Annotated in this window: 20 protein-coding genes and 1 riboswitch; of the genes, 14 read left to right on the top strand and 6 right to left on the bottom strand. The window is 49.1% G+C overall.

From position 1 onward, the window contains the following. The first annotated feature begins 4 nt into the window (after positions 1–4). The 3 genes from DMN77_RS21455 to DMN77_RS21445 are packed head-to-tail and all read left to right on the top strand — an operon-like array spanning position 5 to position 3,446. A complete protein-coding gene (locus DMN77_RS21455; protein WP_229521143.1) occupies positions 5–1,261 on the top strand; it encodes a hypothetical protein in 1,257 nt (418 codons plus the stop codon). Between the two features lie 32 nt (positions 1,262–1,293). After that, a complete protein-coding gene (locus DMN77_RS21450; protein WP_179016263.1) occupies positions 1,294–1,992 on the top strand; it encodes a response regulator transcription factor in 699 nt (232 codons plus the stop codon). Beyond that, the gene (locus tag DMN77_RS21445; RefSeq protein WP_068781461.1) at positions 1,989–3,446 is read left to right on the top strand and encodes a HAMP domain-containing sensor histidine kinase; all 1,458 of its coding nucleotides are present in this window, start codon (positions 1,989–1,991) and stop codon (positions 3,444–3,446) included. Before DMN77_RS21450 ends, DMN77_RS21445 begins: the two co-directional genes overlap by 4 nt. A 205-nt stretch (positions 3,447–3,651) precedes the next feature. Here DMN77_RS21445 and DMN77_RS21440 read toward each other — a convergent pair whose 3' ends face one another. After that, positions 3,652–4,872, bottom strand: coding sequence for a glucose-1-phosphate adenylyltransferase (locus tag DMN77_RS21440; RefSeq protein ID WP_179016262.1), 1,221 nt, complete (start codon positions 4,870–4,872; stop codon positions 3,652–3,654). A gap of 241 nt (positions 4,873–5,113) precedes the next feature. Between DMN77_RS21440 and glgB the strand changes: the two genes are divergently transcribed. Both glgB and glgA read left to right on the top strand, forming a co-directional pair. Then, on the top strand, positions 5,114–7,084 hold the full coding sequence (gene glgB, locus DMN77_RS21435; RefSeq protein ID WP_179016261.1) for a 1,4-alpha-glucan branching protein GlgB: 1,971 nt from the start codon (positions 5,114–5,116) through the stop codon (positions 7,082–7,084). After that, positions 7,081–8,514: a glycogen synthase GlgA gene (gene glgA, locus DMN77_RS21430; RefSeq protein WP_179016260.1), complete on the top strand. Its 1,434-nt coding sequence runs from the start codon at positions 7,081–7,083 to the stop codon at positions 8,512–8,514. The genes glgB and glgA overlap by 4 nt, the downstream gene beginning before the upstream one ends. A gap of 67 nt (positions 8,515–8,581) precedes the next feature. Here glgA and DMN77_RS21425 read toward each other — a convergent pair whose 3' ends face one another. After that, the gene (locus DMN77_RS21425; RefSeq protein WP_179016259.1) at positions 8,582–10,327 is read right to left on the bottom strand and encodes an alpha-glycosidase; all 1,746 of its coding nucleotides are present in this window, start codon (positions 10,325–10,327) and stop codon (positions 8,582–8,584) included. Positions 10,328–10,999: 672 nt separating this feature from the next. On the opposite strand from DMN77_RS21425, the gene DMN77_RS21420 reads away from it, so the two are divergent. From DMN77_RS21420 to DMN77_RS21410, 3 genes are all read left to right on the top strand, one after another. Beyond that, positions 11,000–11,818, top strand: a complete 819-nt coding sequence (locus DMN77_RS21420; protein ID WP_179016258.1) for a transporter substrate-binding domain-containing protein — start codon at positions 11,000–11,002, stop codon at positions 11,816–11,818. Positions 11,819–11,921: 103 nt separating this feature from the next. Continuing rightward, the gene (locus DMN77_RS21415; protein ID WP_068781455.1) at positions 11,922–12,584 is read left to right on the top strand and encodes an amino acid ABC transporter permease; all 663 of its coding nucleotides are present in this window, start codon (positions 11,922–11,924) and stop codon (positions 12,582–12,584) included. After that, the gene (locus tag DMN77_RS21410; RefSeq protein WP_179016257.1) at positions 12,571–13,293 is read left to right on the top strand and encodes an amino acid ABC transporter ATP-binding protein; all 723 of its coding nucleotides are present in this window, start codon (positions 12,571–12,573) and stop codon (positions 13,291–13,293) included. The genes DMN77_RS21415 and DMN77_RS21410 overlap by 14 nt, the downstream gene beginning before the upstream one ends. A 97-nt stretch (positions 13,294–13,390) precedes the next feature. On the opposite strand, the gene DMN77_RS21405 is transcribed toward DMN77_RS21410, so the two are convergent. After that, entirely contained in the window at positions 13,391–13,774 is a 384-nt protein-coding gene (locus DMN77_RS21405; protein ID WP_372776383.1) for a VOC family protein, read from the bottom strand. Positions 13,775–14,031: 257 nt separating this feature from the next. Beyond that, a riboswitch (cyclic di-AMP (ydaO/yuaA leader) is annotated at positions 14,032–14,244 on the top strand. A 4-nt stretch (positions 14,245–14,248) separates the two neighbouring features. Between DMN77_RS21405 and DMN77_RS21400 the strand changes: the two genes are divergently transcribed. Continuing rightward, positions 14,249–14,938 carry a 3D domain-containing protein gene (locus tag DMN77_RS21400; RefSeq protein WP_068781452.1) on the top strand — a complete coding sequence of 230 codons (690 nt, stop codon included), beginning with the start codon at positions 14,249–14,251 and terminating at the stop codon, positions 14,936–14,938. 68 nt (positions 14,939–15,006) lie between these two features. On the opposite strand, the gene DMN77_RS21395 is transcribed toward DMN77_RS21400, so the two are convergent. Beyond that, complete coding sequence (locus DMN77_RS21395; protein WP_068781451.1) at positions 15,007–15,816, bottom strand: polysaccharide deacetylase family protein; 810 nt, start codon at positions 15,814–15,816, stop codon at positions 15,007–15,009. 412 nt (positions 15,817–16,228) lie between these two features. On the opposite strand from DMN77_RS21395, the gene DMN77_RS21390 reads away from it, so the two are divergent. Genes DMN77_RS21390 through mobB form a run of 5 tightly spaced genes read left to right on the top strand, consistent with a single transcriptional unit; the run spans position 16,229 to position 20,134 of the window. Beyond that, positions 16,229–16,924, top strand: coding sequence for a dihydroorotate dehydrogenase electron transfer subunit (locus DMN77_RS21390; protein ID WP_179016256.1), 696 nt, complete (start codon positions 16,229–16,231; stop codon positions 16,922–16,924). Beyond that, complete coding sequence (locus tag DMN77_RS21385) at positions 16,921–17,853, top strand: dihydroorotate dehydrogenase (RefSeq protein WP_179016255.1); 933 nt, start codon at positions 16,921–16,923, stop codon at positions 17,851–17,853. Before DMN77_RS21390 ends, DMN77_RS21385 begins: the two co-directional genes overlap by 4 nt. Before the next feature lie 34 nt (positions 17,854–17,887). Beyond that, positions 17,888–18,214 carry a prenylated flavin chaperone LpdD gene (gene lpdD / locus DMN77_RS21380; protein WP_068781448.1) on the top strand — a complete coding sequence of 109 codons (327 nt, stop codon included), beginning with the start codon at positions 17,888–17,890 and terminating at the stop codon, positions 18,212–18,214. A gap of 18 nt (positions 18,215–18,232) precedes the next feature. Further along, positions 18,233–19,510, top strand: coding sequence for a molybdopterin molybdotransferase MoeA (locus DMN77_RS21375; RefSeq protein WP_179016254.1), 1,278 nt, complete (start codon positions 18,233–18,235; stop codon positions 19,508–19,510). Between the two features lie 3 nt (positions 19,511–19,513). Next, positions 19,514–20,134 carry a molybdopterin-guanine dinucleotide biosynthesis protein B gene (mobB, locus tag DMN77_RS21370; RefSeq protein WP_179016253.1) on the top strand — a complete coding sequence of 207 codons (621 nt, stop codon included), beginning with the start codon at positions 19,514–19,516 and terminating at the stop codon, positions 20,132–20,134. 9 nt (positions 20,135–20,143) lie between these two features. Here mobB and xerS read toward each other — a convergent pair whose 3' ends face one another. Then, positions 20,144–21,223 carry a tyrosine recombinase XerS gene (xerS, locus tag DMN77_RS21365; protein ID WP_068781445.1) on the bottom strand — a complete coding sequence of 360 codons (1,080 nt, stop codon included), beginning with the start codon at positions 21,221–21,223 and terminating at the stop codon, positions 20,144–20,146. Positions 21,224–21,229: 6 nt separating this feature from the next. After that, entirely contained in the window at positions 21,230–21,898 is a 669-nt protein-coding gene (locus DMN77_RS21360) for a spermine/spermidine synthase domain-containing protein (RefSeq protein ID WP_179016252.1), read from the bottom strand. Between the last annotated feature and the right edge of the window lie 142 nt (positions 21,899–22,040).

Genomic DNA, 22,040 nt, shown 5'->3' with positions numbered 1-22,040 from the left:
AGTGATGAGTTTGAGAGGTAATTTAAGACGCTGGCTGACGATATGCTCCGGATGCTTGCTGCTGCTCTTGCTGAGCGGCTGCAGCATCATTGATGATCCAAAGGCATTAATGCGCACGCCGCAGCTGTCCTCGGATCGGGAATCGCTGTTCAACGTCATCAATGTCGAGACGAAAGGCTCGATTATAGCGCCCAAGGATGTGAAGAGCTCGATTCGAACCGCTGATCTGGACAATGACGGCGTGAAGGAAGCGATCGTCTTCTATGAGACCCCGGACGAGACGGTACGAATCCACGGCATGATCCTCAAGCAGGAAGGGGATAGCTGGAGCGTGAAGGTTCGCTTTGATGGCGAGGGGCAGAATCTTGAAACCTTCGATCTGAAGGATTTGGGCGGCGATGGTCGCCTGAATATTATCGCAGGCTTTTCCGGCGGGGGAGAGGATGTACAGAAAGGTTTGACCGTCTATTCGTATGATGGCGAGAAGGTGGACAATCTGCTGACCCTGCCGTACAGCAATTTCCTCATTGATGATCTGAATCAGGATGGACAGCTGGATATTACAGTCATTAACTTGAAGCGGGAACAAAATGCCACCGTAACTACTTATCAGCTGAGCGGATCATCGTTCAAGGAACTGGATCAAATCCAGCTGGATGATGCGGTGGAGGAATATTACAATACGGTGAGTGGCAACATTACACCAAAGCTGAGGGGAATTATCCTCGATGCTTCATTTGGTGCCCATTATGCATATTCCCATATGCTTGTGATGAAAAATGGCAAATTTGAGGACCTGGTACCGTCGCAGGACTTCACTTTCAAGAACTACCCGGTATACAGTGGCGACGTGGATGGCGATGGCATCCTTGAGGTGGCACGGTCAGAGAAGCCGATTGGCTGGGAGGAACCTCCGTATGATATGCCGCTCTTCTCTTACTATCAATGGGATGAGGGCGTCGGCTGGAAGTTCGTCAAGCAGCAATATATGGACCCTTCGGGCCGATTCTACTTCAACTTCCCCAAGGAATGGACCAATAACGTAACGATCGATCCAAAGTCCAATCCGGATGAACATCTCTGGTTCGTCAAGGTGGACAGCGGGGAGACAGTGGCGGAAATACGCTTCTTCTCCCTATCAGAATGGGAGAACTACAAGGAACAATGGGAGCTGCTGGCCTGGGATTACGACAAGGTTATCGGTTTCTATAGCAAGACGAATATGAAGGTGAATAAGGGCGAACAGGAAATTAAGCGATAGAGGCTGTTTATGATAGAGGGAGGAGACGCGAAGTGAGCAAAGTTTTGATATTGGAAGATGAAGAATCGATCCGCAGTTTTATCGTGATTAATTTGAAGCGGAACGGCTTCGAAGTGTTGGAGGCTGCAGATGGGCACGAGGCGCTTGCCAAGCTGCAGTCCGTGCCGGACATCGATATTGCATTGCTTGATGTGATGGTTCCAGGCATCGATGGCTTTGAGGTATGCCGCAGAATCCGTGAGACGAATGAGCGGATCGGGATTATTTTTCTGACAGCAAAAGTACAGGAACAGGATAAGGTTTACGCGCTGTCCGTCGGAGCGGATGATCATGTAAGCAAGCCGTTTAGCCCGACAGAACTGATCGCCCGCATCCATTCCCTGCTGCGAAGAGTTAACGTATATCGGGAGAGCAGCACCAAAGTTACATTTACTTCCGGTCCATTCACGCTGGACCTGATCTCTAAGCAGTTTAAGCGTGGTGGTCAATTGATAGAACTGACACCAACTGAATTTTCACTGGTCCAATATTTCCTGGAGAACGAGAACTCCCCGCTAAGCCGCGATCAATTGCTTGATCATGTATGGGGCAAAGAATACATGGGCGATCCGAAAATTGTTGACGTCAATATCCGTCGGCTTCGCCAGAAGATCGAGAATAATCCTTCCGAGCCGATGTTCCTCCAGACTGTTTGGGGATTTGGCTATAAATGGAAGGGCGAGGGACAATGATCAAAAAGGGCATCGGACGACAAATCGTAATGCATTATTTTATCGTCGTATTCGTAACTCTGTTCATGGTTGAACTGATCTTCTCCTTGGCCATTCGCATGTACTATTACGATACGATCTATAACCATATGTCGAACCATACGACATGGGCGTCCGATTATTTTCAGAAATTCGTAAAGCTGAATGCGGATAATGACCCGCATTATTTTACGGAAATGCTTGATGCCTTTGAATTGAAGGATACAGAGCTTCTGATTCTCAACCGGAAAGGCAATGTCAAGGCGAGCAGTAATCCGTTCCAGGATGAGAAGGCGATCCAGACGAGCGATGTACTGCAGGCCGCATCGGGCAGTGTAGGCAAATGGATCGGCAGGCAGCCGTCAACAGGAGAAATGGTCATGGCTGTATCCTCCCCGCTTCAGGTACGCGGGGAGAACGCCTATATCGTTCGCTACGTCACTTCGCTTGAGGCGGTTAATTCCAAAATGATGAATCTGACCCTGCTGTCCTCAGCGGTATGCGTTGCCGTACTGGCGCTCGTTACTTTGTTCAGTATCGGACTCGCGAATTCGATCGTGAAGCCGATCAATAACATCAGAGCCGTATCCGCCCAGTTAGCGAAGGGAAAATTCGATACACGCATTGAAGGCGAATATAAATATGAATTAGGCGAGCTGGCTTCGACGCTCAACTACATGGCACAGGAGATTGTTCGCAGCAACCAGATCAAGGATGATTTCATCTCGTCCATCTCCCATGAACTGCGTACTCCATTAACGGGCATCAAGGGCTGGAGCGAGACACTGACCTCCGGCGGCTTCGATCCGGATGAGACAAAGATCGGGATGAATATTATCTCCAAGGAGACCGATCGGCTGATCGGACTGGTTGAGGAAATGCTGGACTTCTCCAAGCTGCAGCAGAACGAGATGAAGCTTGTGATCGGTCGTGTCAAGCTGCAGGAATTGCTGAAGGAGATTATGCTGAACGTGTGGGCGAAGGCGGAAAAGAAGCAGATCCAGATCAAGCTTGATGATAAAATGGATAAGCCGATTACCGTTATCGGCGATGCCAATCGCTTGAAGCAGGTCTTTCTGAATCTGGTTGATAATGCGATTAAGTTCTCCCATGAGAATAGCTGGATTCATCTTGTCATCAATCCCATTTCCGCGGAGCAGGTTCAAGTCGAAGTGGTCGATAGCGGGATAGGGATCAGCGAGGAAAATCTTAGCCGGGTTCGCGACCGCTTCTTCCAGGTAAATCACCAGGGTGGAGGAACCGGACTTGGACTGGCGATCAGCCAGCAGCTCGTGGAACTGCATCACGGCAAAATGGATATTCGCAGCGAGCTGGGTGCTGGTACCACGGTCTCTGTCACTTTGCCGATGCCGATTCATGATCCTGAGAGCCGGGACGAAGAGGTAGAGCTAATAAACAGTGAGGATCAGAACTAAATATGTAGTTACATCAAGAAGGGACTCTCTAAGGATGCTGTACTTTAGAGAGTCCCTTTCATATATAATCCCAAAAGTCGGTTTTCAGTACCGAAGCTTATGCTGCTGATGGGCGTTTTGCAAAACGCTCAGCTGGTTGAATCCGGGGTCATTCTCAGATGACTATGACCGGTTTTCTTATCCAAAGCGGACTTTTGAACTTTATCTAGGAAGGCATGCCTTCTGCTCTAAGCCGCGGCGTCTTCTCATAGACCTCCATAAGCAATCTGCTTGGCTGTGGAATAAGCGCAGGCTTGGCGGTAACGGTCTCGCCGGGACCCACAACGGCTATATCGCCTAACGTTCCTTTAATCATTGCACCGTCCTTAATGACTGCACCTTCACCGATAATGGCCTTTTCGATCCAGACATTGCGTCCGATCTTGGCGCCAGGCATAATGACGCTGTCCTTAATCTTCGTATATCGGCCGATACTTGCCTCGCCAAACACAACCGATTGCTCGATCTGTCCCTCCAGCTCGCAATTCTGATGCACCATCGAGTTGCTGATCTGTGTATTACGGGCCAAAAAGCTTGGAGCACCGGGCAATCCATGGGTGAACATCGGCCAGGCTTCATTATTCGTTAGCTTCCAATCTGCGTTCTCGGCCAGTAAGTCCATATGTGCTTCCCACAGACTTTCCACAGTCCCTACATCACGCCAGTATCCCTGAAATTCATAGGCATGCAGCGGCTCCCTGCCAGCCAGCATTTTCGGAATCAAATCCTTGCCAAAGTCATGGCTGCTTCCTGTATCCGTGGCATCATTCAGCAAATGCTGCTTCAGGAAGTCCCAATTGAATAAATAAATCCCCATCGAGGCCAGATTGCTGGTCGGATGTTTTGGCTTCTCCGCGAATTCCGTAATTCTATTCTGCTGATCGGTGCACATCACCCCAAAGCGATGCGCTTCCTCCCAAGGCACTGGCATGACGGAAATAGTTGCGGTTGCGTTCACAGACAAGTGATAATCAAGCAGCTTACGGTAATCCATATGATAAATATGGTCGCCCGACAGGATCAGTACCTGATCCGGCTTGAATCGATCCACATACTCGATATTTTTGAAAATTGCATCTGCTGTTCCGGCATATTCCTTCACACCGGCGTTGTAGGATGGCAGCAGGGAAATACCGCCATGCTCATGTTTCGGGAGGTTCCATGCTTTACCCTCGCCAATATGTTCGTGAAGCGATTCTGCCTCGTATTGAGTAAGTACGCCAATGGTATCGATCCCTGAGTTCACGCAGTTACTGAGAGGAAAATCGATGATCCGGTAGTGGCCGCCGAACGGTACGGCGGGTTTAGCAAGTTTGGAAGTGAGCGGGGATAATCTGCGACCTTCACCTCCAGCCAGCAGCATTGCAATACAATTTTTTTTATTCACTTCGTTTTTTCCCTCCCGTGTGGTTTGGACTGTGTTGTTCTTACATACACTAGATATGAATGATGTTGTTGAAATTAAAGTTATGGAAATTATCAGAAATTATTACAAAGAAATTTGTAAAAGAGCATTTTAATTTTCAATATCGGGAGTTAAGGCAAAATTATGGATAAATAGTGGTTCAAGCGGTCCCGGCTGTTCATTAGCCTCTATAAAATTATTTGGAGAAGCAGGTGATTATACATTGTCCGAACGAACTGAACTAATTTCTAAGGATGATATTTATTTGTTTCATGAAGGAACACTATACCGAAGCTACTTAACCCTGGGTTCGCATCTGGCAGTCGAGGACGGTCAGTCCGGTGTTCGCTTTACCGTATGGGCGCCCCACGCGCGGCAAGTATCGATCGCCGCGGATTGGAACCGGTGGAGCGGGGAGAATGATTTACTATATAAGATACCCGAATCGGGATTTTGGACTCGTTTTTTTCCGGGAGTAGAGGAAGGAATTTTTTACAAGTATGAAATTATCGGCCAGGACGGGGTCAAAAGCTTGAAGGCCGACCCTTATGCAACCTATGCCGAAGTTCGTCCGGCAACGGCATCCATCGTTAAATCGATAACGGGCTACACATGGCATGACGAGAAATGGCGACGCAGCCGCAGAGCGTTGTATCAAAGGCCGCTGAATATATATGAATTGCATTTCGGAACATGGCGTCAAAGGAAGGACGGCAGCTTCTATACATATCGTGAGATGGCAGATATCCTAATTCCTTATGTAGCAAAAATGGGATATACGCATATCGAGTTAATGCCGCTGGCCGAGTATCCTTATGATCTGTCCTGGGGGTATCAGATTACTGGCTATTATGCGCCGACAAGCCGCTATGGCAAACCGGAGGATCTGATGTACTTCGTGGATCGCTGTCATCAGTCAGGGATCGGGGTTTTGCTCGATTGGGTGCCCGGCCATTTCACGAAGGATGCGCATGGTCTGCGGCGATTCGACGGTACGGCACTGTTCGAATATGAGGATGAGGCCAAGGCCGAAAAAACGGGGTGGGGGACGCTGAGCTTCGATTTCGGCAAGCCGGAGGTCAGATCCTTTCTTATCTCAAATGCCTTGTTCTGGCTGGATAGGTATCATTTCGACGGGCTGCGGGTCGATGCTGTAACCAGTATGCTGCGTCTTGATTTTGAGAAGCTGCCGGGTCGGCATCCGCTGAATGAGTTTGGAAGCGTGGAAAATCTGGAGGCGATTGATTTTCTGAAGCAATTGAACCGGGTCGTCTTCGAGTATGACCCGTATGCTCTGATGATGGCGGAGGAATCCAGCTCCTGGCCCGGGGTTACGGACCCCGTGGATAAAGGAGGGCTTGGTTTCAACTACAAATGGAACATGGGCTGGATGAACGATACCCTCGCCTATATGGGGACGGAATTTGATCAGCGGCCGGAAAGTCATCATCTGCTTACCTTCCCGATTTGGTATGCCTTTACGAATAATTACACCCTGCCTTTATCGCATGATGAGGTGGTGCATGGCAAGAAGTCCTTGCTTAGCAAAATGCCTGGAAGTTATGAGCAAAAGTTTGCCGGGTTAAGAATTTTGCTCGGTTATCTGATGACATCGCCGGGGAAAAAGCTGCTGTTCATGGGCGGGGAATTTGGCCAGTTCATTGAATGGCGGGATCAGGCGGAGCTGGACTGGCTGCTGCTGGATTATGAAATGCATCGCAAAATGCTGGAATATACCCGCTCGCTGAATCATTTCTATTTAAGAGAGCCTGCCTTGTGGGAGAACGATCATCACGGCAGCGGTTATCAATGGATTAATCCGCATGATAATACGCAAAGCGTCATTTGTTACTTGCGAAAGGGCAAGCGAACCGAGGATACGCTGCTGATCGTTATTAACTTTCAACCTGTTGCACGGGAGCATTACCGAATCGGTGTACCGCAGTATGGGGCATATGTCGAGATGTTCAACAGCAATTTGGAAGTTTATGGCGGCGCAGAACAGATTCGCATTGCCCCATTGCATAGCGAGCTGAAGCGCTGGCATGATTGTCCGTATAGCCTGGAGCTAGCCCTTGCGCCACTCAGCTTCATCGTTCTGAAGCCGGCGATCAGATCCGGGCGGAGGGTGAAGCTCCGCTTATCGAACAAGATTAAACCAGGCACTAAATCACCAAGGAGGAAGCATATATGAAAATATTGTTCGCCGCTGCCGAGGTTGTCCCTTTTATTAAGACAGGTGGGTTGGCTGATGTGATCGGTGCACTTCCAAAGGCGCTGCAAGAGGCGGGTCATGATGTGCGAGTGGTGCTGCCTAAATATAAGGATATCCCGTCCCATTTCACCGACCAGATGACGCATTTGGGGGCGATGGAAGTGCCTGTTGGTTGGCGCAGGCAGTATGGAGGGATCGAGTATTTCATTCATGAAGGGATGCCAGTATATTTTATCGATAATGAATATTACTTCGGCCGGGATGGTGTTTATGGCTACCCGGATGATGGGGAGCGCTTCGCTTTCCTGAACCGGGCAGTGCTTGATATGCTGCCGATGATTGAATTCCTGCCGGATGTTCTCCATTGTCATGACTGGCATACAGCGATGATTCCGCTGCTTCTTAAGGAGCATTATCAGAGCCATATAGCATATCGTTCTATCCGAACGGTATATACAATTCACAATCTGCTGTATCAGGGGATTTTCCCCCGGGAAGTGCTGGGCGATTTACTCGGGCTGCCGGATTACTATTTTACGGCGGGGGCAGTCGAATATTACGGCAATGTGAGCTTTATGAAAGCGGGGCTTGTGTTCGCCGATCATGTTACGACAGTAAGTCCCACCTATGCTGCAGAAATCCGCACCCCTTACTATGGCTATGGAATGGACGGATTGCTGCGCTCGCTGGGGGATCGCTTGTCAGGGATCTTGAATGGGATTGATGCAAAGCTTTATAATCCGTTGACGGATGAGGATATATACGTCAAATACCGCAGCAGCCTGACCAAGAAAAGGCAAAATAAACTGGCGCTGCAGCAGGAATTGGGACTTCCCGAGCAAGCCTCCGTTCCGCTCATCGGTATGGTGACGCGGCTGGTTGAGCCAAAGGGCCTCGATTTGCTGACGCGTATTCTGGATGAATGGCTGAATGAGGATGATGTTCAATTCGTACTGCTTGGTACCGGGGATAACAGCTATGAGGAATGGTTCAGAGAAGCGGTTCGGCGCCATCCGCAGAAGCTCTCTGCACAGATTTTGTTCAGCGAACGGCTGTCGCGGCGGATTTATGCCGGCAGCGATCTGTTCCTGATGCCTTCACGTTTTGAGCCCTGTGGCATCAGCCAGCTATTGGCCTTGCGTTATGGAAGCATTCCCGTTGTTCGGGAGACGGGAGGGCTTAATGATACCGTGCATGCCTATAACGAATATACGGGGGAGGGCAACGGATTTACTTTTCATGACTTCAACGCCCATGATCTGTTATATACACTGCGCCGGGCTGTCTCCTTCTATAAACAACCGGAAATTTGGGAAAGTCTCGTCAAGACAGCGGTGTCCGGTGACTATAGCTGGCAGCAATCGGCAAGACAGTATAGCGAAATCTACGCAAGGCTGAAGAATGTATAAGAAAAGCCGGGACTGGCGTGATCCGTTGGTTAATGGATCGATCTGCCAGATCCCGGCTTATTTATGTTCATTTGATATGACGATACAGAATACGGAAGCCATAGGGGTCCAGGCTGATGTTCATTGTACCCGAGTCGGGAGCAACTCTCTCGCCGGTCAGGGCGTCCTGCCAATCGCTAGTCTGAATCGGATGGGATAGCACGCACGCTTTATCCGTATTATTCATCCAGACTGTGAAATGCATACGGTGATCCAGTCGCTCATAAATGATGCAGGGATTGCCGCTATTGGCTTGTAGAAAGCGAAAGCGTCCTTGTCTAAGCACCACATGCTTCTTGCGCAAGGCGATCATCATTTTATAGAAATCGAACAGCTCACGATCTTGCTTCTGCGGATCCCATTCCATGCATTTGCGGCAATCCGGGTCCGTATTCCCGGTTAAGCCAATCTCATCGCCGTAGAAGATGCAAGGCGTGCCGATATAAGTGAATAGGAAGACGACGCAGAGCTTGAGCTTTCTTTTGTCACCGCCCACCCGTGTCAGTAACCGTGGTGTATCATGCGTACAGAGCATATTGAAGATCACTTCGTTCGTCTGCTGCGGATAACGCATAATAAGCGAGCCCATCTCATTCGAGAAGTTGTAGCCATCCATTCCGCCGCAGAAAAATTCAAGCACCTTGTCGGCAAAGGGATAGTTCATGACGGAATCAAATTGATCGCCGAGCAGCCAGTTCAGTGAATCGCTCCAGACTTCCCCGATAATATAAGCCTCCGGATTCACTCTTTTCACGACGTTGCGGAAATCTCGCCAGAAATGGTGATCGATCTCATTAGCGACATCAAGACGCCATCCGTCCAGCTTGATCTCCCGGATCCAATATTCAGCTACCCCAAGCAAATATTCCTTCACTTCGGAGTTAGCCGTGTTGAATTTAGGCATATTCCCATAGAAGCCAAAGGTATCATAGGTGGGCATCCCATCCTTGATCTTAACCGGGAACTCGTTGATATGGAACCAGCCTGCATATTTGGAGTTCTGCCCATGCTTCAGCACATCCTGGAACGGCGGAAACTGCTCGCCGCAATGATTGAAGACGGCATCGAGTACAACACGAATACCACGTTCGTGACAGGCTTCGGTAACTTTCTTAAGCAGTGCGTTATCACCGAAATGAGGATCGACCTGCCGATAGTCCGTCGTATCGTACTTATGATAGGATGGCGAAGTGAATAAAGGTGTGAAATAAATGGCGTTGATCCCCAAATCGACCAGATGATCCAAATGATCCAGCACCCCTTGTAAATCGCCGCCGAAGAAATTATCGAATTTCGGTGTGCCTCCCCAATTCTCCACGGGCTTCGGGTCATTATCCGGATTCCCGTTAGCGTACCGTTCCGGGATAATCTGATAGAAGACGGCTTCCTTGGCCCACTCCGGGACCTTGAATACGTCGATTTCATGAATATAGGGGAACTCGAAGCATTCTCCCGGCGGGGATGGCGGATCATGCTGCAAGCCCGAATCGAGCATGTAAATCGTCTCCGTTCCGGCAACGAGCTTGAAGGCATAGGATAAGCGCCTGTAGCGGGGGCGAACATCAACCTCCCAGTAGTCAAACATCAGATCATGAGCCGCTTTCTCCATTTTGAACTCCTGATAGGTACCGGCCCAATTATATTTATCCCCGGTCATGGCAATGACCTGCTCCAGATCATCACGCTTCGTTCTAATCCGCAGATGAATCGTTGAATTATCGTAGGCATAGGCCCACTTATCTCTTGGAACATGATATAGAGCTTCCAGCAGCATAGATTCAACTCCTTTGTCCTATTATGTCCAAGCTTTTTGGAATTGAATAAAAGGCAGGGCAATAAATTAAGCGAATCTCATAAATATTCACTAACGTTTTAACGCGACACAGCGCGTGAATGTAATTTTCTGCACTTCAAAATCGTCATTTTAGAATGTAGTAGCCCCAACAGCACGAATTCCCCCATTCCCCCAACAATACGCCGCCACTAACTATACCGGCTAGACTAATCCGTATGTTCGATACGCTGAGCCGTTGGTGAAGGTGAGCGGTTTTTGGCCCAGAAAGATCTAACGGAAATCAGTGCCGCTATTTGGCTTGAAAGAGCCATTTTTGAATTCTAACGGAAATGGAGTCCCTTAAATTGAAGTTTTTCAGCAGAATATAGGTAGATGATCCCCAAATAGAGGATCAGATTTCCGTTACAATTACGGAAACGTCGAATTCGCCAAAATAGCGGAACCAATTTCCGTTAAGATGGATTGCTGTGATATTGTTAACTTATCAGCTTCGTTTAATTAACCACAGCTTAATTAACCCTCAATACTTGGATAAAAATCTGTGAATAAATGATGAAGTATCATATTTTACCTTTGCATATATATGCATTTTGTTTTATAATTGGCCAAGTGATTATAGATTAAAGAAAGCAAATGACAGGAGAGAGAGAAATGAAAAAGTGGGGAACATTAGTTATAGCTCTATTGATGGTAACCAGCTTGCTTGCCGCATGCGGACAAAATAAAAATAATGATGGGAGCGCGCAAGGAGCAGGAAGCGATGGCGGGAATTCAGACAAAAAGGTCATCACGCTTGGCACCAGCGCAGACTTTGCTCCATATGAGTTCCATATTAAAAATGATCAAGGACAGGATGAAATCGTCGGCTTTGACATTGAAATCGCCAAGGAAATTGCCAAGGATCTGGGCGCTGAGCTGCAAATCAAGGATCTGCAATTCGATTCGCTAATGAATGAGTTGAACAGCGGCCGGATTGATTTTGCCATTTCCGGTTTAAGTCCAACACCTGAGCGTCAGAAGGAAGTAGATATGTCTAAGATTTATTTTACGGCAATGCAGGCTGTTGTCACTCGTACCGGTGAAGAAGGCAGCTACAAGACGATGGATGCGCTGGTTGGCAAGAAGATTGGCGTTCAAAAGGGTTCGATCCAGGAGGATATTGCCAAGACGGTCCAGGATGCCAAGATCACTTCCCTGGCGAAAACTCAAGATATTATGATGCAGCTAAAAACAGGCCGTGTAGACGTAGCTATCATCGAAGGTCCAGTAGCAGAGGCGTATATAAGCAATATCGAGGGTCTGACCATTGCAGAGGCTCAGCCGGAGGCTGAGGATGACGGATATATTGTCGCTGTGAAGAAGGGCAATAGCGAGATTCTTGATAAGGTCAACGCTACCTTGACACGCCTGATGGAAGATGGAAGCCTAGAGAAGTATATTCAAGCAGCCAGCGAATTGGCTGTGAAATAAACATTGGATTTTTAAGGAATTGCTCTAGAAAATAGCGGAGAAGCTTCGCTATTTTCTGCTTTTTAGCAAGTTTTCTGATGAATTTGGGAGGAATGGTCTGGTTATGAAGTTTTTTACGATGTTTTGGGATTACCGCGATTACTTCTTCACCGGTGTGCAGTATACGCTCTTATTGGCTGCGATCGGTGTTATCTGCGGTTTTATTCTCGGGCTTGTGGTTGCTTTGGTGCGGATGTCGCCCTTAAAAATCGTCCGTTTCATCGGCCATGCTTGGGTGGAGTTCCTGCGCGGAACGCCGATGATGGTACAGCTGTTGATTATTCATTATGGCTTCTCGCAATTATTCGGCGTTAACTTTACTCCGATTCAATCGGGTGCGATTACTTTGTCCATCAATAGCTCGGCTTATTTGGCGGAAATCTTTCGCGCAGGTATTCAAGGCGTGGATCGCGGACAAGGGGAAGCGGCGCGTTCACTCGGGATGTCGCAGGGAATGTCGCTGCGCTTCATCATCATTCCGCAGGCGATTAAATCAGTGCTTCCGGCCATCGGCAATGAATTCATAACGATTATTAAAGAGTCCTCTATCGTCTCCATTATCGGTGTGACCGAGCTGATCTTCCAATCCGGCTCTGTCGTTGGCATCACGTATAACGGGATGACACCGTATCTGATCGTTGCAGTAATTTATTTTATTCTGACATTCACACTATCTCGGGTTTTGGGTGTGTTCGAAAGGAAGTTGAAGGCCAGTGATAACCGTTAAAAATTTGCATAAAAAATTCGGTCATCTCCATATTTTGAAGGGGATAGACCTTGAGGTCTCGCAAGGGGAGGTTGTCGTTGTAATCGGTCCGAGCGGATCGGGGAAGAGCACGTTCCTGCGCTGTCTTAACATGCTGGAGACTCCATCTGAAGGCGAGATTCTGTTCGAAGGCGAATCGATTACCGTACGAGGGCACAACATTAACTTGACTCGTCAGAAGATGGGGATGGTGTTCCAGCAGTTCAATCTGTTTCCGCACAAGACGGTGCTCGATAACATCACCCTTGCGCCTATACGCGTGAAGAAGATGGACAAGAACAAAGCAGAGGCCGTAGCGATGAATCTGCTGCAAACTGTCGGTTTGCAGGATAAGCGGGATGCCTATCCCTCACAATTGTCCGGTGGGCAGAAGCAGCGGATTGCCATTGCCAGAGCGCTGGCGATGGAGCCGCATGTAATGCTGTTTGATGAACCGACCTCCGCGCTTGACCCCGAGATGGTCGGAGAAGTGCTTGATGTTATGAAGAAGCTGGCCGACAAAGGAATGACGATGGTCATCGTTACGCATGAAATGGGCTTTGCCCGAGAGGTCGGCGATCGCATCATCTTTATGGATCAAGGCCAGGTTTTGGAGCAAGGCTCGCCACAGCAAGTATTTGGTGCGCCTAAGGAGCAGCGGACGAAGGAGTTCCTGAGCAAAGTACTCTAACCGAGCGATATATTTGCGCGAGGAATGGAAGGGGCGATCCCGGTAGTAAATACTACTTGGGGATCGCCCTTTTTGCTAGTATCGCGAACAGGGATGCTCAAGGTGCTACCAACTCGACTTTTATTCGATCAGGGTCTTCGAAAAACAAGGCATAATAGTCTTCTCCGCCGGCGAAAGGATGCCTATCCTGATAAAGCACGTTTAATCCTCTGGACCGAATCTTGACAGTCAGCTCATCCACTTGTTGCCGTGAATTCGCATGGAATGCCAAATGGTTCAGCCCCACACGACATCGATTGTAGGGAACGTCCAGGTATTTCTCTTTGGCTTGAACAAACACTAGATAAGTGTCTCCTAATTTCCAGCTCCGGCCTTCTTCCCATTCCTGAAACGGCGCATAACCAAGCTCTGACAGAAACCATCCCCAGAATTCTGCCGAACGTTTAAGGTTTGATACGTAAATCTCGATATGATGCAGCAAGCCCAATGCTTCACCCCTCCAACCCAATATTTTCGCTATGCGGAATACCATCCTATCCGTTCTTTACTACTATAGAGGTCGAACCAAAGAAAGAGCAAGTCCGGCTTTTCCAGTCCACATTTCTCATGTTGAGTTGCGCTTATATAGTAAACATATAACTGTATTTGTCATTAATTAAGATTAAAAATACCTTGTTATATCAGGCTTTGTGCGCAAATGGTAACAATTACATGAGCTATTGGTTACAAAGTTGTGATATATTCAATGAGCCGAAACTTACTAGGACAAGTGCGGGGGACGATTTAACGAAAGGCCGATTTGAAATGGAATCATTTACAGATTGGCTATCTTGGGGTGAAGCGCGGATAAAGTAACAAAAAATGAATCTATCATTTGTTACTATTCTCGCGTAGGGAAGCTTCCTTTTCCCGAATCCGACAACTAACTCCGCAGGCGAAATCAAAGGAGGACAACATGAAGAAACAACATACATGGACATTCAAGCGCATGATGAAGACAGCATTGATTACCGCTGGATTATTTGGAGCGATCCAATCCGTTCCTGCGCTGGCCGACTCGTTACATACAGCGAAGGAAGGAGATACATTCTATACACTTTCGAAGCAGTATGGAGTGCCGATGGACAAGCTGATGACCGCTAATCCGACCATCCAGGCAACCAATATATACGAAGGTCTTAGCATCACAATTCCTGATAACAAGAGCAATACGATGTCTGCTCCGGAAATGAAGGCTTCATCTGCGGACAGCGCCATTCTGCTGCCTACGCTAAGCGTACTTGCAGATCAAAAGGTGGTTGAAGCTTGGGGCAAGAGCTTTAATTACTCCAAGACGATCAGCGCCAAAGCGACGGCGTATTCTTCAGCTCCAAGTGAAAATGGCGGATATGGCGCGGTAGATTATTATGGCAACCCGCTCAAACTAGGAACGATTGCAGTGGACCCGAAAGTGATTCCTCTGGGCACCAAGGTGCTCGTAACCGGACATGATCATGAAGGCCTGCCTAAGAAAGCTTTTGTAGCGACAGCGACAGATATCGGTGGAGCGATCAAGGGCAACCGGATCGATATTTTCATCCCGGGCAGTACTTCCTTTGTGAACCAGTTTGGTTATCAGGATGTTAAGTTGTTTGTATTGAAATAGCAGATTATAGATTCATCGATTTTATAGGGCCGTACCGGACAGAAGCTGTTCCGGTACGGCCCTATTTATTACAATTTATTTTTCTTGGTTTGGAGCATATCGGCCACATTAACGAATTGATAGCCTTTGGATTTCAATTGTTCGATAATCTCGGGCAGCGCCTCGATCGTACCGTTCAGGTTAGAGCCCGAGCCGCCTCCGGCATGCTGGAGAACGATCGATCCGGGACCAACCGTTTCAAGCACGTTCTGCTTGACCTTGTCCTTGTCGAGCCCCTTCCAATCCAGAGAATCGACGTTCCAGTTTACGACTCTGTAGCTATGCCGCTTCGCCCAACGAACCTGAGCTTCATTAATATCACCGTATGGAGGCCGAATCAGCTTCGGGCGATAACCGACGATATTTTGAATCACCTTTTCGGTCCGCAGTATTTCGGACTGGAACTCCTGCATCGAATGCTTCTTGAATTGATTGTGAGTATAGGAATGGTTGCCGATGATATGGCCATCACGGTGGATTTGCCGAACGAGATCAGGATGTTTCTTGGCCCGGCTGCCTACGACGAAAAAGGTGGCTTTGACACCTTCACGCTTCAGTATTTTCAACACTTGCGGCGTGAATCGGGGGTCTGGCACATCGTCGAAAGTAAGTGCGACCTGCTTCACCCGAGGACCGCGGAATACAAAGGTCTCGGAATATTTGCGCTGCAGCTCGGCTAGATTAAGCGGCTTTTCACTGCTCTCAGTGGATGTAGGTGCCGTGTCCTCCGTACCTGGTGCACCCGGTGACGACCGTTTGGCTTCAATGCTCCCAGAGCTTGGGAACAACATGAGCAGGATGGTGCAGACGATCATCCAGTGTTTGAGTTTTGTGGACATAGCATTACCTCTTCTCCAAAATAAATGTCATGTTCTGGTATGCCCATATTCATTGAAAAATATGAGGAAATGGTTAATTTTCAAGGTAAGCGTTTTACTCAGGGCTAAATCGTTTTGGAGTGATGTTTATCACAGACTGGTAGGCGAGAAAAATTGCATCTTTAAATGAAGTGTATAAAATCAAGCAGGCGTCTATAGTGTGCTCAAAAAGGCCAGTTTTGCAGTACCGGAGCTCATGTTTCCGATATTTTTCCAAACGCTTCTGTTGGATGAGCATAGGAACTGAGAAGAGGGGCGCAGGAAGTTGGTCGTGAACAACTGAGAGGCTTTCGCAGGCCACATGGCTTCGTTGGCTTTTCGGATCGGAAGTGGGCTTTTTGAACAACCTCAATAAGAAAGGGGACTGAACAATTTGACGGAAGTCATATCCAATGAGGAAGTAGCACCAGGAGTATTTCGTCTGGCCGTTGCCGGTCAATTCGTCGGGAAGATGGGCCAGTTTTACATGATACGCGCATGGGACCATTATCCGCTGCTGTCCAGGCCGCTGAGTATTTTCGATATTACGCCTGGACGGATCGAATTTCTGTATTTAGTCGTTGGAGAGGGAACGAGACTATTCTCAAATTTGAAGCAAGGGGATCATGTGAGGCTGGAAGGTCCGTTTGGAAATGGATTTGAAGCTCCGGAAGGCAAGACGGCATTTGTTGGCGGGGGAATCGGGATTGCCCCGTTTTATTATGCCCTGCGCCAGGTTCCGAATGCCGACGTGTATCTCGGCTTTAGCCGCGAGTCTTACATGGTAGAAGAATTCCGTGCAGCTTCCGCTGGACAGATACATGTCAATGTGGGTGGCGTGATTCTCGACGATCTCGATTTTGAGCACTATGATACGATCATAGCCTGCGGACCCCATCCGATGCTGCACGCTGTGCAGCGCAAGCAACAAGCTTCATCCGGACGAGCCAAGGTATATGTCTCACTAGAGAACCGGATGGCTTGCGGGATTGGGGCCTGTCTGGTATGCAGTGTAAAATGTAAAGACAAACGGAAGAAGGCTTGTACGGATGGTCCTGTATTTCCGGCAGAGGAGGTTGTATTCGAATGATCGATTTATCATGTTCTTTCGGCAAGCTGACGTTTAAGAATCCGCTCGTTATGGCCTCCGGAACCTTCGGATTTGGACAGGAATATGGAGCGCTCTATGAGCTGAATCGCCTTGCGGGAATTTCCGGCAAAGGGCTGACCCTTCACCCGAAGGCAGGCAATGACGGCATAAGAGTCTATGAGACGCCATCCGGGTTGTTGAACAGCGTTGGCCTGGAGAATCCGGGAGTCGAAGCTTTCCTAAGCGAGGAGTGTCCGCGCTGGGAGCAGCTGGATCTGATTCGCATTGTGAATCTGGGCGGGAATACGATGGAGGACTATGTGGAGGGAGCTGAACGAATCGAAGCGGATGCCAAGCGAAGGGCGCTTGCGGGTAATCCGGCTGTCGACATGATTGAACTCAATATTTCCTGTCCCAATGTCAAAGCGGGCGGGATGGCCTATGGCATCCAGACGGAGACGGCACGGGAGGTCGTCAGGAAGGTACGTGCTGCGACGTCGCTGCCGCTTGTCATCAAATTGTCTCCGAATGCGGAGGACATTGTAGGCATGGCCGTCATGTGTGAGCAGGAAGGGGCCGATGGCGTATCCCTCATAAATACTTTCTCGGCGATGAAGATCGATATATACAAACGCCGCAGCGTGTTTAACAATCTCTATGCCGGCTTATCCGGCCCTGCGATCAAGCCGATCGCACTGCGCATGGTGCATCAGGTAAGCAAGGCTGTATCGATTCCGGTGATGGGAATGGGCGGGATTTGCAGCGGAACCGATATTATCGAATTTATTATGGCCGGGGCAGCAATCACGCAGGTTGGAACCTATAATTTTATGAATTTGCGGGCCGGAGTGGACTTGCTTGATCAAGTGGAGCAATTTATGATCGCCGAGAACATTTCTACCTTGGACGAAATCCGCGGCATCCTATAGAATTAGGAGAGGATGTTCAGAGGAGGCAGGAAGAATGGCGTTTGAGGATATTAAATTGCAGGCTGTTCCCATGGGGCGCGATCTGGTGATCTTGATTACTGGCGGGGTCGAACATATCGGTGCCGCTTCAACGGCTTATTGGAATGGTGAAAATATAGAGGTTGAGACCACCGCAGTACCGGGGCATAAGGAGCATGTCTTGACGGTTAATATGGCTAGAAAAGCAGCACAGAGGCTGAAATGTACCGTGACTGTCGTTATGGGAATTCATTATGATCACTTAAGCAAGGCTGAAATCACCGAAGTGTCGGCTCGTACGGAAGCTGTGTTCGGCGATTATCTCAGCGCCTGTTCCGAATAGGAAGGAAGGGGAAAAGACATGGACAAGACAGCAGCAACAAACGAAGATAAATTCCGTCGCCATGCCGTATCCGTCGAAGCGGCCCAGGCTCGCATCATGCCATTCGTCGTCCCGGGCGGAACGGAGCAAGTGAAGCTTGCTGAATCGATGGGGCGGATTCTGGCTGAAGATGTGGTTGCACCCCATCCGTATCCGTTCTTCCGCCGTTCAGGCATGGACGGCTATGCGGTCAAGAGCAGCGATACAGAGCATTGTCATGCGGAGGAGCCGGTTCTGCTGCAAGTGGTAGATCAAATCCCTTGCGGCAGTTTGCCTTCTGTACCTCTTGTTCCCGGCACAGCGGCTCGCATTATGACGGGGGCGAAGGTGCCCGATGAGGCGGATTCGGTTATTATGCTAGAGATGACGGAGCTGGAGATCCAGGATGGACGAACTTATATCAAGCTAAGACGGCCGATTTCGCCGGGCCTTAATATTACTCCGGTCGGTTACGAAATTTCCGCAGGGGAACGGCTTCTGGAGAAAGGACGCAAGCTGTCCGCTGGCGAGATCTCTGTGCTGGCTACCTTCGGGTTGGCTGCGGTTCCGGTAATGAAGCGTCCGCGGGTGGCTGTGCTCTCTACCGGTTCCGAGCTGCTGGATGTGGATGAGCCGCTGGTGGATGGCAAGATTCGCAATAGCAATACCTATATGCTGGCGAGTCAGATTATTGAAGCGGGAGGGGAGCCTCATCTGCTTGAAGCGATTCCCGATCAATTGGACAAGGCCCGGCGGATCATCGGGCAGGCTTTGATCAATTATGATGTTGTGATTACGACCGGTGGAGTGTCCGTCGGCGATTACGACATTATGGCTGATCTGGTCAAGGGGCCGGATGTAGAAATGCTGTTCAACAAAGTGACGATGCGCCCGGGCAGTGTGACGACAGCAGCGGTGAAGAACGGGAAGATGCTGTTTGCGCTTTCCGGTAATCCCGGCGCTTGCTTCGTCGGCTTCGAGCTGTTTGTACGTCCGCTGCTTGGCGGGATGCTTGGCCGGGAGAAGCCGTTTCTGACGGAGATCCCTGCGGAACTGGGCAGCGATTACAAGAAAATCAACAACTTCACCCGGTTCGTAAGAGGAAGGCTGGATCTTTCCTCCGGGAAGGCAATCGCTTATCCGGCAGCGCTTGATGAATCGTCTGTCATGGTCACGATCAAGGACAGCGACGTGCTGATCGTCATACCCCCAACGACCACAGGGCTTCAGGCCGGTGAGCAGGTTAAAGCGCTGAGGCTGCCTGGCGGGGGCTGGTGAGCGATGAGTAGGCCTGCGCCGCCCGCTGTTATGCAAATCGTCGGTTATAAGGACAGCGGGAAAACAACGCTGATCAGCAGGCTGCTGCCCTTGTTCAGCCATATGAAGCTGCGAGTAGCCGTGATCAAGCATGATGCTCATGGCTTTGAGATCGATCATGATGGGACGGATACGTATGCTTTTCGCCATCATGGCGCAGCAGCGATCGCTATCACATCTCCTTACCGGACGGCCTTGATAGAAGAGCAGGAGACTTCCTTGATGGAATTAATCGCGCGATTCGGCGGTTACGATCTGATTCTGGTGGAGGGTTATAAGCGAGAGGCATTTCCGAAGATTGTGATGCTTCGCAGCGAAGAAGATCGGGTACTGCTGCAGGAGCTAAATCAGGTGAAGGCCTATGTAGTGAGGGAAATAGAGACGGCAGGGAATGGAAAAGCGGCGAATGAAATCCCCCGGACTGCAAAAGCGCAGTCCGGCCCCGCGCAATTGGCAGGGACTGGACAAGCCTTGCGGGGAGGGGAAGTCACCGCCGCGCCTTTCGCTCATTTTGCTGCAAATGAGCTTGAGAAGATAGCGGCCTGGGTCCTAAGCGAAGCGGGGCTAACGCCCCTTGCTGAATAGGATAATGTACTATTCAACTCGCCGCTCGATCGCCTCGGACATCGTCTTGTCGGTCAAGTGAGCGTATACCTCGGTCGTTTCGGTCGAGGCATGGCCAAGCTGCTCCTTCGTCTTATAAATGTCATTTTGCAGATAGTAATCGGTAGCAAACGAATGGCGAAGCTTATGGACAGTCAGATAAGGTTTGCCAAAGCGTTTGGCATATTTGATAATCATTGCTTGGATGGCTCTCTTTGTCATTCGCTTGCCTTCGGCCTGGCCGTTGGGAAGCGCGACGAAGAGGGCTTTTTCCCGTTTCGGGGTGCGGTATCTGGTCTCCCGCAACGTTAAGTAATGGACGAGGTCGTCTTTGGACTGCTCGCGGAAATAGACCGGGGTCTTGAACGTCTCGTCATTGTTCCCTTTACGGTATACGTAGAGCAGCTTATTGTTCAGATCCAGATCATTCACATTCAAATTAACGACCTCGGATACGCGAAGTCCGGAATTCAAAATAAGGCTGGCAATACAGGCATCGCGTTCTTTATTATGCTCGTGCGCATACAGCGCCTGCTTATTATTTTCGATATCATGTCCATATCCTTCGGCAATGTAGCTAATGAACTCAATAAGTTCATCCTCTTCAAGGATCTTTCCCTTCAGCTTGGCTGCCGTATCCTTCGGTTTATGGATGCGCTTAATTTCCACCTTGGCCATAATATTGCGTTTCAGCAGCGGGTAGAAGTTCTCGTCCTCGGCGATTTGACTTAGATAATGAAACAGGGAGCGGAGGGAGGACATTTTGCGTGAAACCGTGATCTTGGAGTTCGTCCCCTCTGTGCGAGTCGTTAAATGCAGGCGATAGCCAACGATGCTCTCCATTCGCAAGGTTTCCAGCTCCAGCAGAGTAACCCCTGCGTTATTTACAGCTGCAGATAATCCTTCGGCACGAAGCCAGCCCAAAAATTGCTCATAATCTCTTATATATTCCAGCAGTGTGGAGGGGGAGAGATCCGGCAGCTTATAATCGATGAATTGCTGTACGAACCAAGGCATGTGAACTAACCGTTCGTCCAGCTTCTTGCGATCGATCACCTTTTGTACATTCATTTGTTATTACACCTCCAGCTTGCGTGAGAGAAATATGTAATCCGGTTCCCCACGGGATTGCTCAACCGTAAGCACCTCGACATGGCCAAAATATCGCTTCATTCGTTCTGCAAATTCAGGAGAAGCAGTGGCACTCCAGAAGGTAATGCACCCACCGGGCTGAAGCAGCTTATGCAATTTACAGAAGCTGTTCTCGTGATACAGGGAATGATTCTGCTCGAACACTTTCCAATCCGGGCCGTTGTCAATGTCCAGACAGATTAGGTCAAATTGCTCCTCCGCCACTTCCATCCATTCGATGAGATCTGCGTGAATGAGTCGGGTTTTAGGATGCTCCAATGCCCGACCGGACTTATCCGCCAGTTCCAGCTTATTCCACGCAATAATCTTCTGCTCGATTTCTACGACGGTCACTCGTTCTACTCGAGGGTCGATCAGGGCCTCCTGCAGGGAGAACCCGACGCCAAGTCCGCCAATCAATACATGATGAGGCTGTGAGACATATTGTAAAGCACAACGCACAAGCAGGCGCTCTGATTCCCCATTGTAGGTTGCCATGAGAAATGTGCCATTGCTGATGATTTCGTAATCTTTTCCCCTACGTTGAAGCTGGATTTCGCCTCGGGGGGTCATCGCCCGCTCGATAATCTCCACAGGATAGTCGCTATAGTTCATAAGAGCGCATCTCCTTTGCTTAAAATAAGTGTTCAGAAAAGGACGGTTTTCAGCACCGGGAAGCTTGGATGTTAAATATAAACCCTAGTTTATTGGTTATTAGCAAAACTGACTTAAATCCTACTTTCTATTGTACACGAAT

The sequence above is a fragment of the Paenibacillus sp. 79R4 genome (genome assembly GCF_013393165.1).
Lineage (GTDB): Bacteria > Bacillota > Bacilli > Paenibacillales > Paenibacillaceae > Fontibacillus.
This window is presented reverse-complemented; position numbering and strand designations above follow the sequence as displayed.